10 protein-coding genes are annotated in these 15,239 nt (G+C 39.3%); 5 read left to right on the top strand and 5 right to left on the bottom strand.

All coding sequences use genetic code 11. The features are described 5' to 3' along the window. Nucleotides 1-6: 6 nt before the first annotated feature. Genes QP437_RS08325 through QP437_RS08315 form a run of 3 tightly spaced genes read right to left on the bottom strand, consistent with a single transcriptional unit; the run spans nt 7 to nt 7,353 of the window. Complete coding sequence (locus QP437_RS08325; RefSeq protein WP_285267533.1) at nt 7-2,688, bottom strand: putative virulence factor; 2,682 nt, start codon at nt 2,686-2,688, stop codon at nt 7-9. A 12-nt stretch (nt 2,689-2,700) separates the two neighbouring features. Further along, complete coding sequence (locus tag QP437_RS08320; protein WP_285267532.1) at nt 2,701-5,739, bottom strand: virulence factor SrfB; 3,039 nt, start codon at nt 5,737-5,739, stop codon at nt 2,701-2,703. A 36-nt stretch (nt 5,740-5,775) separates the two neighbouring features. Next, entirely contained in the window at nt 5,776-7,353 is a 1,578-nt protein-coding gene (locus tag QP437_RS08315) for an SrfA family protein (RefSeq protein ID WP_285267531.1), read from the bottom strand. A gap of 318 nt (nt 7,354-7,671) precedes the next feature. On the opposite strand from QP437_RS08315, the gene QP437_RS08310 reads away from it, so the two are divergent. The 5 genes from QP437_RS08310 (at nt 7,672) to metE (ending at nt 13,284) form a co-directional block, all read left to right on the top strand. Beyond that, nucleotides 7,672-8,658, top strand: coding sequence for an iron ABC transporter permease (locus tag QP437_RS08310; protein WP_285267530.1), 987 nt, complete (start codon nt 7,672-7,674; stop codon nt 8,656-8,658). Then, nucleotides 8,658-9,446: an ABC transporter ATP-binding protein gene (locus tag QP437_RS08305; RefSeq protein WP_285267529.1), complete on the top strand. Its 789-nt coding sequence runs from the start codon at nt 8,658-8,660 to the stop codon at nt 9,444-9,446. Before QP437_RS08310 ends, QP437_RS08305 begins: the two co-directional genes overlap by 1 nt. Nucleotides 9,447-9,467: 21 nt before the next feature. Continuing rightward, nucleotides 9,468-10,502: an ABC transporter substrate-binding protein gene (locus QP437_RS08300; protein WP_285267528.1), complete on the top strand. Its 1,035-nt coding sequence runs from the start codon at nt 9,468-9,470 to the stop codon at nt 10,500-10,502. Between the two features lie 68 nt (nt 10,503-10,570). Continuing rightward, the gene (locus QP437_RS08295; RefSeq protein ID WP_005696093.1) at nt 10,571-10,780 is read left to right on the top strand and encodes a molybdopterin-binding protein; all 210 of its coding nucleotides are present in this window, start codon (nt 10,571-10,573) and stop codon (nt 10,778-10,780) included. A gap of 230 nt (nt 10,781-11,010) precedes the next feature. After that, nucleotides 11,011-13,284, top strand: a complete 2,274-nt coding sequence (gene metE, locus QP437_RS08290; RefSeq protein ID WP_285267527.1) for a 5-methyltetrahydropteroyltriglutamate--homocysteine S-methyltransferase — start codon at nt 11,011-11,013, stop codon at nt 13,282-13,284. 87 nt (nt 13,285-13,371) lie between these two features. On the opposite strand, the gene cdd is transcribed toward metE, so the two are convergent. Both cdd and QP437_RS08280 read right to left on the bottom strand, forming a co-directional pair. After that, the gene (gene cdd, locus QP437_RS08285) at nt 13,372-14,247 is read right to left on the bottom strand and encodes a cytidine deaminase (RefSeq protein ID WP_285267526.1); all 876 of its coding nucleotides are present in this window, start codon (nt 14,245-14,247) and stop codon (nt 13,372-13,374) included. A gap of 179 nt (nt 14,248-14,426) precedes the next feature. Then, on the bottom strand, nt 14,427-15,239 hold the full coding sequence (locus tag QP437_RS08280; protein ID WP_005696082.1) for an ABC transporter ATP-binding protein: 813 nt from the start codon (nt 15,237-15,239) through the stop codon (nt 14,427-14,429).

Raw genomic sequence — 15,239 nt, 5'->3', positions numbered from 1 at the left:
TATTCCTTAGCATTGTGCAGAACGATATAAATCTAATACCGAACCTAACTTTGTATTGCTGACCTGATCAATTTCCCGTCCAGCGCTGTGTCCGGCATTTCCTTCAGCAAAGTGACCAAAGGCTACAAACCAGTCAAAAAGATAATTTTTAGTGTAATTATTAGTTTGGTCATCTAATTTAGGTAAACCGTTTACCTTTTCAACTTCCCTATTTTCAAATATTGCTCGCTCGTTCATCACACGACTAGCTGGACGTTGAGTCAGTGGTTGATTAACAAAATCTAACCATGCAATAAAATCCGCAATTTCAGTATTAATGGAAAATACTTGACGCTCAGCTAATTGATCACGTTTACTTCCTGCGTTTTCATTACGGAAAACGACCTTAGAAAGTTTATCCTGTAAATGAAGACGATTTGCACCAGTAATCAATTCACCAACTAAACCTTCAACGGCTTCTTTAGTAAAACCAAAGAATTGCATCAAATGCTGATCAGAAGAAATTGAACGCAAATGTTCAATCCAGGATTTAAATGCAGCCATAGCAAAACGAGATTCCACAATTTTTTCAGCCGGTTTCTCTTCTACAACAACAGGAGCCGGTTCAGCAAATAAATCAAATCCTTCTGAACTAAAACCAAAACCAGCATCAAAGGTATTTGCTGAATTTTCTTGTGCTTTAGTTTCTTCTTCACCTTTGTTTAGTAAGACCTCTTCATAATCAGAAAAATATAAAGAACGAATTGTCTCTTCAGGTAATTGAAGACAACGTAAAAACTCACCGACCAAAAGTCCTTTTTTACTTAATTCACCAACAATCATTTGTGCTAATTGACGTTTTTTATTGACTTCTTCAGCGCCTTCACTTTGATACCAAGAAGAAAAACGGTTTTCTACAATATGATGGATAGATTCATTAAGTTGCTCAGTTAAACGTTGAGCTTTCACTTCTGGCAAAGCAATCGTTTTCAAATAATCACTAATTCGTTGCATCCCACCATCATTCAATTTCATCATTGCATCCCAGGCTTCTTGCGGTTGAGCAATATGTTTTTGAATATCAGGGTCATTAGCAAAAGTACTACGTAAAAGATTAAGCTGCCCAGCCTCTTTTGGATTAATGGCTAATTCTTCAGTATTATCCATATCTAAAAAAGCCACTTTGAAACCCGGTTTACGTACTAAAAAAACATTATCAAACGGCTTGCCATTTGCCCATTCATTTAGCCAAGCATAGTTTCCAAAGCGCTCTAAAATCGTTTGTTTCAGCAATCCACCTTGTCCCCAAGACATTTTCAGCATATCTTCATCTTTGGCCAAATCACTACTGATACGCATATCAAACATAGTTATCGCCCAAAGAAGTCCTGGTTTACGTTTAGCACGATCAGTCGGATTATCTCCTTGCGTTTTATTAATCCAACGCTCCAATACAGGACCTACACTATTCACATCAGATTGCTTGGTTGATGGAGTACAAACAATCAAAATATTCATTTCTTGACTATCGGTATAACGCTCAAAAAGATAAGCTACTTTGCCCCTTAAAATGAGTTGAGATACAGGATTGCCTTCTTTTACTTCACTTAAAGAAGTGATAGCTAAACGACCTCGGTACCCAGGAAAATCTAATAAATCAACCGTTTCAACAGCCGGCACTTTAGTTGGGTTAATCAATGGGAAAACTAATTCTGCGGTAAGTGCGGTTAATTCAGCCAAAGAAATGGAAACAGGCTCACCAACATGGCCTTCTTCAATAAAAGGACGAACAGCAATTTGTTCATCTCGATTTGTACCTAAACGCTCAAGCATATCCACATTCATAATACTGTCAGCTTGAGAAAGACCACCACTACCATTATCTTTTACTACTGCGGTAAGCGGTGCATAAACACGTTCAGGATTACCTAATTGAGCCAGTGTTTTTGCAAATTGAATATAGATTTGAGTTAACTCTGGAATTTCTGCCCATAATATGGAGAATAATGTTGCTCTATCTTCAATGCTCAGTCTTGGTGCCATGGCTACCGCTCTAGCCCAATAATTAGCCTGTAATACAGATAAAGATTTTCCGAAGCTTTCCTGGGCGTAATCCTGCAAATCAACTACGTCATCTTCATTAACACCTTTTACAGGTTGAGCATTTAATTTAGCATTTAAAGGTTTAAGTATTTCATTAATGCGAGATTGTTCCAATTGATAAGTCACACGTTCTTTATCAAAATCGTTGAAATAAGCATTAACTAAAATTTTGGCAACTTCAATTTCATGAAATAAGCGAAGTTCTAAAGGATAGCCTGTAACAGCCGCTTTTGCTGAGCGAGTAAAACGAGTAACCAAACCCGTTGCTTCTTTTCCGCCACCAGGAGGATTGATATGTTTAATGAAATCCAACTGTTGGCCGTCAAAAATAGTTTCCAAATTGCCCTTTTGATCGGCTGCCAGTGCTGAAATTAAGAAAGATTTACCTGCCTGTGATAACCCAAAAAAACCAGCTGTAATTGGTTTAGAAGAAACGGCACCTAGGCGTTTTGCTGTATTACGTAAACGTCTTAGTTCAAGAATTAAACCATCAGCCTCATTATTTAAACGGGCAACATTTGGGCGAACATCATTTACCCAATCAATCGCTTGTTGTGATGCTTGGAATACCTTATCCCAAGATTCTGTTAATTGATTATCCGTCATTTTCTCTTCCACCTATCGTTTCACACAGCCAGTATCTAACCAATATAATTTTTGATCACCAAGTCCCGCGTCGGTCATTGTATTTAGATGAAGGGTAATATCCCTCTCTCGTACACAAGAGCGGCCATTTGATGCTGTCACATTTTTTATGTAGAAATTTTCTGCTCTTTCTTGGCTATTACGGCTATTTTTTATACCTAATGTTACTTGTAATACCACACCTTCATTATTCAACATCGCTTTCCATTCGCGGCTTTCTATAGAGAGCATATAAAGTGGAGAAGCAACCCAACGCTCTACATTTAATTGACGGAAACCTAAACGGGTATCACCGCGTACTTCAAAGGAAGTATCTGGGAAATCATAATCCTCATTGTCTAAATCAATATCGTGATAATAAACGTTGCTGTCTTTAATTACGTTATTGTTATCTAAATACCCAATGTATTTCACTGTAGAATAAGCAGTCATTGCCATTGAGCGTAAATAGAAGTTGGTTAAACGCATATCTTTACATAAGAAACAAAGCATCGCACCCACTGCGGCAGTCGTTTTTGGATCATCTATACGACCTTGTTTGTGGAATGGATACCAGTTTCCTGTGCGGTAATGATGTAATGGTAAAATCCGTCCGACTGGCAAAGGTAAACGAGAACGGAAGAAGGATTGTACACCCGGTAAACGAGATGGTCGGCCAGTTAGTAACAACACATCACATTGATAGCTGTTGACGACCTCACACAAGGCGTTGAAGGTTTTGCAGATATCAAAATAATCACCACGAATAAATAAACTGTGAATACGTTCTAAATTCACCTGAACCGGTAAATCTAAAATATTAAAATCCGAACGACCTAAGGCTCGGCGAATCGGTTCATTAATATAATCCAACACACTTTCTGTAGGCTGTTCTACGTCTTCTAATAATTCACCAAAAGTCTTCCCATTTAATGCATTGGTCTTTTGCATTGGATCATAACCTTCGTACTCTTTCAATACGCGCAAGCCAATTGGGCTGAATACTTGTAATGTCAATTGTTGGCGTAATAATGCATCTTGTACTTTTAAGGCCTGATCACCAATCAATTCAGAAAGAATAGGTTCAGGATCACGTAAACCTGCATTTTTCAAACCAACAGTTAAAGATTCCACTACTACATTACGAATCATGTCTAGCAAAATATCATCACCGGCCACTTTGAAACCATCGCGGAAACGTTGAGTCGGGATAATATAGGCATTACTACCTGAACCACCGTTTTCTCCATAATCCAGCGAGTAATCGTTGATTACCAAGTCTGTTGTACCACCACCGATATCAATAGTTGCGATAGTAATACGATCCTTTTCTTTTTTATCTGGACGTTGCAATGCAGCAATAAATTCTTCTGGTCGACCGCCATAGTTATTTTGAGTTTCATTAAATAGATAAACAACTTGTCCACAGGTTGCTTCATCCCATTGAATAATCACCTCAGGTAAAATCGGCCAATATTTTTCTCTTGCACTTTGTGAATTGAAGTCAAAATCATCATCAGATTTATCCCAGCCAAGAGATTTCCAAACCAAGCCGATAGCCTGATAAATAGATTGACGGAAAATTTCTCGTTCAGGTTTAGGCATTGCCGGTGGTACAGTCAAAATAATCGAACGTAAAAAACGTGGTGCTTTAGAATGTTCCAATTTAGCTCGTTGAGCAGGACTGTTAATCTGCATTAATGCTTGCATCAACACTTCTGATAACATAAACGTCATCAATGAACGACGAGAATATTTAGGTTGGAATACAGGCATTTTGCGTTCAAATTCTTCATCAATATCATCCCGCAAAATATGTAATGCTTCACCATACTCATTGATTAATCCAGAAAGTGGATCTGCTGTTGCATAAGGCTCGTAATCTGTTTTTACATAGGATGAGTTAAAACGCCAGCCTTGTTCGTAACGAGCATCATCCCATAAATAACGTTTTGGACTAGATAAACCTGTAGAACCTTCATTTCCCTCTCGACGGCTTGCTAAACGAGCGGCCTCCTTCCCTACACGCGCAATTGTTGCCCATTGGAAAGCATCACGACGCCCACTTTGTACAGAAAAATGATCTTTGCCAAAAAACGCTTGGGCAAATTCAACACGGCTTTCAAATGGCTCAGAATATACTCGTTCTGGGCGCGTCAAATCACGTAATTCCAATTCATAGCGTTTTTTCAAGCCATCTTTTTCCTGCACGTGATCTTCAATTAAAATTCCACACGTGCGGGAGTTTCCCACATCCAATACCATATCAACTGGAATTGCACGATTAATTTCATCAGAACGATTGGAAATCATTTTAATCCGTGGAATATCAATTTCTTCACCTAGAATAGCCAAAATATTCAAGTAATGACCTTGATGAAATTTAGCAGCAATGTCCATTTTCAAATCATCTGGATGAATTTTTAAACGATCATTTTCTGGTGCTAATTCAGTGAAGAGTTCCAATAACCATTCATTTATCCATTTATAGTCCAAAAACCACGACATTTGATGAGATTGATAAGCGAGCCCAAAAACCGCGCCAGAACGCACATCTTCTTCAGTTGGCGCAAGGTAAGCAACATCAGCACGATTAGGAAAAATTTTAGTATCAAAAGCTAAAGTAACTCGATAGGTATTGCCTTCTACATCTGGTTCAGCTAGTTTAACAATTCGTGCACGTGCCCAGTTATAAGGGCCTTCATCAAAGCCATCTGTGGAAGCTACTGTACGCAAAACAGGAATAGGTAACCAAACACCATCTAATAATTTAAACGACTGCTCCACACTGATTTCGTGTTCCACTTTAACCATTCGGCTCAAATCACTGCTATCGCAATAACCTTCACCGCTACGATGTTCAACTAATCGACGAATTGGATGGTTCTCACCGCCAGAGGCGAAGTTTCCCATACTTTTGCTACGCCATTCTTTGTCTTTCCAATCAATTTTTAAACCGAAGTCTAAAAATTGCACCCCACTATTCATAATTAGTGAGATTTCTTTTCCGTAATGATGTAAATCCGGTAACATTTTTATTCTCGCTTCTATTCTTTGTTTATTGGTTCACTAATTCGATTTCATTGTCATTGGGAAACTCTGTCCTGAGCCATATCCACCTTGACAATCTGCAATACTCTTCGCGCCAGGTTTACAAATTACTTCAGGTAACTGATAGCTTGATCCATCGCTACATTTTGCTACACCTTTATTAGTAATATTCAAACCACTGCCTTGCATTTTTGCAGAAACATCTCCTGTACATTGTACGCCGTCACCGCGTTGTACTTGTACTTGACCTACGCCACCTGAGAATGCATATTTTAAGCGTAGAGGTTTACCAGTAGTCTTATCCTGAATCCCCGCCCCAGCATTCCACTGGCCATTTAGGAAATCTACATTACCATTTTGTGTACTGGTTGTTGGAATTTGTAATTGTTTAGCATCAGAAGTGGTTTGATTCTTTTTATCATCTTCTTTATTTTGTCCAACCTGAGTATCTGATTTATTTTCGGCTAACGGATCTACTGGTGGTTGCTGTGTTTTTTCATCTACTTTATTTTGATCCTCTTTAGTATCCGATTTACCCTCTGCTAGAGGGTCTACTGGTGGTTGTTGTTTATTTTCATCTTTATTTTGCTCTGCTTTAGCATCATCTGCTTGATCATTTTTTGATTCATCAGCTTTGGTAGCATCTGTTTCTGTTAATGGTGTATTAAGACCTTCACCTTGCATATTTCCTTCTCCAATAACTGGAGCATCGCCTAGTTGATTTAAAACTGAAGGATCTGTCACAGCCACACCCTTTCCATCAACCCAGCGCCCATTCAGATATCTGTAAAGAGCATCTTTCAATTTACGTAATTCTTTTTCTTTCGGTTTTTTGAGGTTTTTTGTTTGAGGTTCAGAAACTGTGACAGGGTCATTTGTCACTATTGCTTCCTCTTTTGGCCACCATAAATCCTTAAACCACCAAGCCAATAATAAAAGTAATCCAAGTAATAACGGCAATACCCACCAAAACACACGACAAGGATGTTTTTTCACAACGACAGGTTCAACTGGCGTTATAGGTAAAGCTGGCTCAATTGGTTTTGGTGCAGCCGCTTGTAAAGAAAGGAATGGATTACCGTGCGCAGCTGCATGTTTTTCTAGAAATCCCCAGAAAGTGATCACGGGACGATCATTGACTAAATAAACATGTTCAGGATTAGGAAAGCGCAAGGCTTTGAGATTTTCAGGATCGGTAATATCATCAGGATTGCCACCACAGAGTAAACGGGCAAATAGCAGTTGATCGCCTTTGGAAGTGGGAGATTGAATGAGTTCTTTACCTAACTCCAGTGCAGTTCGTTCAAAAATTTTCAATTCTGCACGAGCATTTTCACGCTCTTCCTCCGTAGCCGAGGTCCAAGGAATAATCATATATTGCCCATCTGCACGAGTGGAATCAAACGGTACATACCAATCGATTTTATCCCCCTGTTCATTGCGCTGTGGGATCGCTAAATATTCAGCAAAGGAACGACCTCGCTTAAACTTAAGTGCATCTCGCAACTGGGATGCTACCGTATAAACTGCCATGCCATCTTGGCCTAATGGCGTATAGTTTTTGATTTCACCACTTCTCAACAATGCACTTAACATAAAAAAACTCCGCGGACTAAAACTTATTAAAATAGCTACCATTCTATAAAAGTTGAGATGAAAAATGAAGACATATTTATATGTTTTGTAAAGAAATATAACTTTTAAATCATTAAATTTTATATGGGATAAATAAATTTCTTAATACTATTAAGTGTTGCTTCATAGAAACACTTTTAAATACTGTAAAATAATTTAATTACTCCCCTATTTTACAAGGGCGCTTTCTTAAAAGTGTGTTATTTTTTTACTCAAATTTCGCTATATACAAAAAAATATAATCGCTATATACTTATAAAAACAACGAATTTTGAGTGTATGAAAAAATCCTCCCTTACCTTTCCTCTTTTACTTTGCTTGCTTATTGGGCTCATTTTATGTTCGCTCTCTTGGGGGCGTTTTGCGATTCCAATTGAGAATGTTATACAAAGTCTTATTGGCAATAACGCCAATGATGTGCAAAACAACATTATTTTTAATCTTCGTTTGCCCCGAGTGATTGCTGCCATACTTGTCGGTGCCTCATTGGCTATTGCGGGTGTTGTGTATCAAGGTATTTTCCGCAATCCATTGGTTTCACCTGATATTTTAGGCGTGTCTAATGGTGCCTGTGTTGGTGCCGCATTAGCGATTTTAATCGGTTCGGGGATGCTGGGCATTCAAGGATTTGCCTTTGTCGGTGGGTTAATTGCCGTCTTGCTTACCATGAATTTACCGCGTTTAATTCAACGCGATTCCACCATTGTATTAGTCCTTTCCGGCATTATTGTTTCGGGATTTATGATGGCAACATTAGGCCTATTGAAATACCTCGCCGATCCTGAAACTCAGCTGGCTGACATTGTGTATTGGCAATTAGGGAGCCTAACCAAATCCAACTACGACAACTTACTCGTCCTTTCTCCTATTATTTTGCTTACTACCCTTGGTTTATTTTTAATGCGTTGGCGTATCAATGTGCTTTCATTGGGCGATCGCGAGGCGAAATTAATTGGGGCAAATATTCGATTAGAGCGTGGATTCATGGTGATTTGTGCCACATTGCTGACGGCATCATCGGTTTGTTTAAGCGGGACAATTGGTTGGCTTGGTTTAGTGATTCCGCATTTAGCACGGCTTTTCATTGGTGATAACAATGTTAAAAGTTTGCCTCTTGCTGGACTTATCGGTGCGATTTTCTTGCTCGTTATCGACACGCTCGCTCGCAATTTATACATTCAAGAAATTCCACTCGGTATTCTCACTGGCTTTATCGGTGCGCCATTCTTTGCTTGGGTGCTGATTAAACAAAAGGTGGTGGACTAATGCTGAAAATTGACAATCTGTATTACTGGCACAACGTTGAACATTCGTTACTCAATGGCATTGATTTAACCTTACAAAAAGGCGAATTGCTGACTATTCTTGGTGCAAACGGTCGTGGTAAATCAACGTTATTAAACTGCATTGCGGGGCTTTTGAAACCAAAGAGCGGTCAGATTTTGCTGGATAATTGCAAATTAAGCGAAATGAGCAGCAAGCAAATTGCGCAAAAAATTGCTTATGTCTCGCAACACAGCCCACAAACCTATCAATATCGTGTGCGTGATTATGTGGTACTCGGACGCGCGGCGCATTTAGGTGTTTTTGATAAGCCAAGTGAAGCTGATTTTGCATTAGTTGATGAGGCTTTAAATAAACTTGGCATCAATCATTTTGCAGACCGAATTTATATGCAAATGAGTGGCGGCGAAAAGCAACTGGTCAATCTTGCGCGTATTTTGGTGCAACAACCGCAACTGATTTTATTTGATGAACCTACTTCGGCATTAGATTACGGTAATGTATTTAAAACCTTAAGCTTGATAAAAGAGCTCTCACTACAAGGTTTTACCATTGTGATGACGACACATAATCCCGATCATCCGATGTTATTGCATAGCGCACTACCCAACAGCCGCGTGAGCATCTTAAACGAACACGGCAAATTACAAACAGGTTCGGCACCAGAAATCATTACCGAAGCCAACTTAAAAGCGCTTTATCAAACAAATTTGCGCCTGGTCGATGTGCCTGCTCTGCAACGACAAATCTGTGCGATTACCCATTTATAACCCCACTAGAAGGAAATTCATATGTTGAAACACTCTCTCAAAAAAGGCTTGATTGCGCTTTCCCTTGCAGCTTGCTTTGCCCTGCCGTTGCAAGCAAAAATCGTAACTGATGTTGAAGGTAATAAAATTGAATTACCGGATAACGTACAACGTGTAGCCGATCTTTGGCATGCCAATAACCAAATCGTCTTGCTATTAGGCGGTGCCAATAAACTGGTTGGCACGACTACATCTATCGCGGCCAATCCTTGGTATAGCGAAGTGTATCCAAATATCAAAAACGTACCGGTATTAACCAATGGCGAAACCATTCAAACAGAAGAACTGTTAAGTCATAAGCCCGATGCAGTGTTGCTCTCGAAAAAATCCATGTTAACTGAAGTGGAAAAAGCGGGATTAAAAGGCGTGCGTGTAAGTTTCCAAGATTTTGATGGTTTGAAGAAAACCGTACGGATTACCGCTGAAGTTTTAGGTGATAAAGCACCTGAAATTGCAGAAAGCTATATCAAAGAATTAGAAGACAATATTCAATTTGTGGAAAATCGTCTTAAAGGTCTCAAAGATGAAGCGCGCCCTACGGTGTTACATATCACTAAAGGCTCTGACTTATTGATGATTGACGGCGGAAAATCCATGATCGGCGAATGGATTAAATTAGCCGGTGGTAAAAGCGTGTTACCAGATGAAGCCAATATGATCACGGTTACCATGGAAGCTATTTTACAAGCTAATCCGGATGTGATCATCATTGGTAGCAGCGGCAATAAAGCGCAAGCAGCGATAGATAAAATCAAAGGCGATCCGGCATGGCAATCAATAAGTGCGGTCAAAAATAATCGTATTTATGCCAATCCAACCGGCACGTTCCCATGGGATCGCTACAGTGCAGAAGAAGCCTTACAAATTCTTTGGGCAGCTCAGCTCTTCCATCCTGAACACTTTAAAGATTTAAACATGGTAGAAAAAACGCAAGCCTTCTATAAAAAATATTACGGTTACGCGTTAAGCAAAGAAAATGCCGAGCAAATCTTAAAAGGTTTATCACCTATTAAGTAGTATTTTCAACTTATATATTTACCTATATAATACCTACTCTTTTTAACTCAAACATAAGGAAATACTTGATGAAAATTAGTGCAAGAAACCAACTTAAAGGTACTGTAAAATCAATCGAAACTGGTTCTGTGAACGCAATCGTACACATTGATATCGGTAACGGCAACATAATTTCTTCTACCATCTCTATCGATGCAGTAAAAGAATTAGGTTTAGCAGTTGGTAAAGAAGCATATGCGATTATCAAAGCAACTTCTGTAATGGTTGGTGTTGAATAATCTCAACTAAACTGTTCAGAATTCTCTATAACCGCGCTTTAAAGTGCGGTTATTTTTTTGTCTTTTTTCCCTACCCTCCACTTTCATTCGTTAAAATAATACAGATTTATTAATAAAATTCATTCAAAACCTGAAAATTATGAAGTTGTGTAATTTTATTTTCTATTGCATTCTATAACCGAACAGACGTTTAGACGTCTAAACCAAACAAAACAATAGAAGGATTAATTATGACAACATTTCATTTAGCAGGATTTCCGCGCGTAGGCGCAAAGCGTGAACTTAAATTTGCTCAAGAGCGTTACTGGCGTGGCGAAATTGCAGAAGCAGATTTATTAGATATTGCAAAAAGATTACGTGAACTTAACTGGCAACACCAAGCCAAGGCAAATGCTGATTTTGTCGCGGTGGCTGATTTCACACTTTACGATCACATTTTAGATTTACAAGTGGCAACAGGTGCGATTCCTGCTCGTTTTGGTTTCGATAGCCAAAATTTAACACTTGATCAATATTTCCAATTAGCGCGTGGTAATAAAACCCAATTTGCGATTGAAATGACAAAATGGTTCGATACCAACTACCACTATCTTGTACCCGAATTCCATAAAGAGACGCAATTTAAAGCAAACCCAGCACATTATGTGACACAAATCCGTGAAGCTAAAGCGCTTGGGTATCAAGTTAAACCAACAATCGTTGGACCACTCACTTTCCTTTGGTTAGGTAAAGAAAAAGGTACCGCATTTAATCGCTTTGATTTATTAGCACAACTCGTGCCGGTTTATGTTGAAATCTTAAATACGTTAGCTGCGGAAGGTGTGGAATACATTCAAATTGATGAACCTGCTCTCACCTTAGATTTACCGGCAGAATGGATTGTTGCTTATAAAGCGGTTTACGCCACTTTTGCTGAACAAGTGAAAGCGAAATTATTGCTTGCGACTTATTTCGGTTCTGTGGCAGAACATGCTGATTTGTTAAAAGCCTTACCTGTAGCAGGTTTACACATCGATTTAGTGCGTGCACCAGAACAACTTGCTGCCTTTGCGGATTACGACAAAATATTATCTGTAGGTATCATTGATGGCCGTAATATTTGGCGGGCAAACTTAAATCAAGTGTTAGATGTGGTTGAGCCATTAAAAGTGAAATTAGGTGAGCGTTTATGGATTGCACCAAGTTGCTCTCTCCTCCATACACCTTATGATTTAGAAGTTGAAACGCAACTCCAAGCAAATAAGCCTGAGCTTTATCAATGGTTGGCTTTCACGTTACAAAAAATTCAAGAATTACGCATTATTAAGACCGCACTAGAACAAGGCCGTGAAGCTGTTAAAGCCGAATTAGAGGCTTCTCAAGTAGCTGCGGATGCACGTAAAAACTCGCGTGAAATTCACCGCACTTGTGTGGCAGAACGTTTAGCAAATCTACCGAAAAATGCAGACCAACGTAAATCGCCATTTGCGGAACGTATTAAATTACAAAATGCGTGGTTAAATTTACCACTTCTACCAACGACGAATATTGGTTCTTTCCCACAAACGACAGCCATTCGTCATGCTCGTGCTGCCTTCAAAAAAGGCGAACTCAGCTTAGCTGATTACGAAACTGCAATGAAAAAAGAAATTGAATTTGTTGTACGTGAGCAAGAAAAATTAGACTTAGATGTATTGGTACATGGCGAAGCAGAACGTAACGACATGGTGGAATATTTCGGCGAACTACTCGATGGTTTTGCCTTCACCAAATTTGGTTGGGTACAAAGTTATGGTTCTCGTTGCGTAAAACCGCCTGTGATTTACGGTGATGTTACTCGTCCAGAACCAATGACGGTACGTTGGTCACAATATGCCCAAAGCCTTACCAATAAAGTGATGAAAGGCATGCTGACAGGTCCAGTCACGATCTTACAATGGTCTTTCGTGCGTAACGATATTTCTCGTGAAACAGTCTGCAAACAAATTGCGGTAGCGCTTTCTGATGAAGTATTAGATTTAGAAAAGGCAGGCATCAAAGTCATTCAAATTGATGAGCCCGCTATTCGTGAAGGTTTGCCGTTAAAACGTGCAGATTGGTATGCTTATTTGAAATGGGCAGGCGAAGCCTTCCGTTTAAGTTCAATGGGTTGCCAAGATGATACCCAAATTCATACGCACATGTGTTATTCCGAATTTAACGACATTCTACCCGCTATTGCAGCCTTAGATGCCGATGTCATTACTATCGAAACCTCGCGCTCTGACATGGAATTACTCACCGCATTTGGTGATTTCAAATACCCAAATGATATTGGTCCTGGCGTATATGACATTCATAGTCCACGCGTACCTGCAGCAGAAGAAATTGAACATCTTCTTCGCAAAGCATTACAAGTGGTGCCGAAAGAACGTTTATGGGTAAACCCAGACTGTGGATTAAAAACGCGCGGTTGGCCTGAAACAATTGCCGCGTTAAAAGTGATGGTTGATGTCACGAAAAAATTACGTGCTGAATTAGCATAAAATTAGTAAAAAGAAAGGCGAACATGAGAGATTATCTCTGTTCGCCTTTTCTTTTAGTTCAAAAACTAATTCATTTTTGACCGCACTTTACAAGCTAATATATTCCATTTTCACCTTGCAGAGGCTCTTCAATAACTGCTCTGCCATCTTGCGGTGACTTAAACGCAAAGGCTTCTCTGCAAATACCACTCGCTCAATTTTCGATACATCCAATTGATTTAAATAAGCAAAATTAATCGCTGTTTGCATAGCAGGTAGGCTTGGGTTGAATGCCGCATTTTCTGCATATCGACCACAAATCATTTCCCCATTTTTAAATAAAATGCCTACACCATGAGGGCTGTTAGAATAAGGTGAATGTGCTCGGTTTGCACCTAAAATTGCTTTATTTGCCACTTCATCTTCTGTCGTCAATGTAAAACCTTGTTCTTCTTTGTTTAATAGAAGCAAATCAACGCCTAAATCTTTCGGGCCAAAGCTATCAGGTAAATATTGAGGAAGTAGATTATTTTGACTGTGTGGCAAATGGATCTTTAAATCTGCCGCTTGATAAAGCTCATTCATAAATTGACGGCAGTGACCACAAGGCGTGTAATTCACTACTATATCGGTGATTCTAGGTTCATTGCGTAACCATGCATGGCTAATCGCACTTTGTTCAGCATGGATGGTTTGAGCCATGCTACTACCCTGAAACTCTTGATTCGCACCAAAGTAAAAATCACCACTTTCACCAATCGCAATCGCTCCAACATGAAATTCTGAAATGGGTGTATGGCTATAACAAGCCGCTACGGGCAAAAGTGCCAAACCTAATTGAACAGGTGTAAGCTTAAATTCATCACAAATTGACCGCACTTTTTCAGCAGATAAAAAACCTTTCCATTCTTGTTCTTCTAATGCAGAAAGAATTGCATTTGAAAGTGGCGAATCGGCTAATGCTTGTTGAATTTTTTGTTGCATATTAAATCTCCTTATTTTTATATGCTCATTCTACGATATTTGAGAAAAAACCTAAACTCTAAAAGACTTTCGGAATATTTTTCTAAGAATTTATCAACACTTTAAAACAAAAAAATGATCAAAAAAATAACCGCACTTTAAAAGTGCGGTTATAAATTAAGATGTTTTATTCACTCATTTTATAACAATGACGGGGCAACACCAAGTAATTTTCGGGTGTAATCCACGGTTGGGTGATTGAAAATATCTTCAGTGCTACCCGTTTCCAAGATTTGACCGCCGTACATCACGACAATACGGTCAGATACTTGACGTACTGTTTGGATATCGTGAGAGATAAACACCATGGCAAGATTGAGTTCTTTTTTCAAATCCGCCAATAAGTTTAACACCTGAGCACGAACGGATACGTCTAACGCAGAAGTCGGCTCATCCGCAACAATCAGTTTTGGATTCAGCGCTAGAGCACGAGCAATCGCCACACGTTGTTTTTGACCACCGGATAAACGGGTTGGCTCAACTTGTGCTGCAGAACGAGGTAAACCGACGCGAGAAAGCAAGTCATACACACGTTTTTCCCGTTCGTGTGGTTGTAACACATTGTGAATATCCATTGGGTCACGCAAAATATCCAACACTTTCATACGAGGATTCAGTGCGGTTGCCGGGTCTTGGAAAATGACCGACACTTGGCGACCGAATTGTTTTCTCGCTTCTGAGCTGCCATATTGCATTTGTAAACCGTTAAATTTCACTAAACCAGATGTCGGTTTAAGCAGTCCAATGATCACATTGGCTAAGGTAGATTTTCCGCAACCAGACTCCCCAACTAAACCAATGGTTTCCCCCGCTTTAATGCCAAGACTCACATTGTTTACGGCTGTGAATTTTTTACGTCCAAATAATGAACCGTCGCGAGAAGGAAATTGCACCACGATATTTTCTAAATCGATGATGTTTTGTTCTTTAATGACTTTAATACTACTGCTCAT

This window comes from Haemophilus sp. UMB1048 (assembly GCF_030218125.1).
Classification (GTDB): Bacteria; Pseudomonadota; Gammaproteobacteria; order Enterobacterales; family Pasteurellaceae; genus Haemophilus_D.
Note: the sequence above shows the minus strand (reverse complement) of the source record. Positions and strands in the feature narration are given on the sequence as shown.

Bases quoted from the DNA above. Each gene is read 5' to 3' on its own strand.
- cdd (WP_285267526.1), bottom strand. From the start codon at position 14,247: ATGCAACAAAAAATTCAACAAGCATTAGCCGATTCGCCACTTTCAAAT.
- QP437_RS08300 (WP_285267528.1), top strand. From the start codon at position 9,468: ATGTTGAAACACTCTCTCAAAAAAGGCTTGATTGCGCTTTCCCTTGCA.
- QP437_RS08315 (WP_285267531.1), bottom strand. From the start codon at position 7,353: ATGTTAAGTGCATTGTTGAGAAGTGGTGAAATCAAAAACTATACGCCA.
- QP437_RS08320 (WP_285267532.1), bottom strand. From the start codon at position 5,739: ATGTTACCGGATTTACATCATTACGGAAAAGAAATCTCACTAATTATG.
- QP437_RS08295 (WP_005696093.1), top strand. From the start codon at position 10,571: ATGAAAATTAGTGCAAGAAACCAACTTAAAGGTACTGTAAAATCAATC.
- QP437_RS08305 (WP_285267529.1), top strand. From the start codon at position 8,658: ATGCTGAAAATTGACAATCTGTATTACTGGCACAACGTTGAACATTCG.
- QP437_RS08325 (WP_285267533.1), bottom strand. From the start codon at position 2,688: ATGACGGATAATCAATTAACAGAATCTTGGGATAAGGTATTCCAAGCA.
- metE (WP_285267527.1), top strand. From the start codon at position 11,011: ATGACAACATTTCATTTAGCAGGATTTCCGCGCGTAGGCGCAAAGCGT.
- QP437_RS08310 (WP_285267530.1), top strand. From the start codon at position 7,672: ATGAAAAAATCCTCCCTTACCTTTCCTCTTTTACTTTGCTTGCTTATT.
- QP437_RS08280 (WP_005696082.1), bottom strand. From the start codon at position 15,239: ATGAGCAGTAGTATTAAAGTCATTAAAGAACAAAACATCATCGATTTA.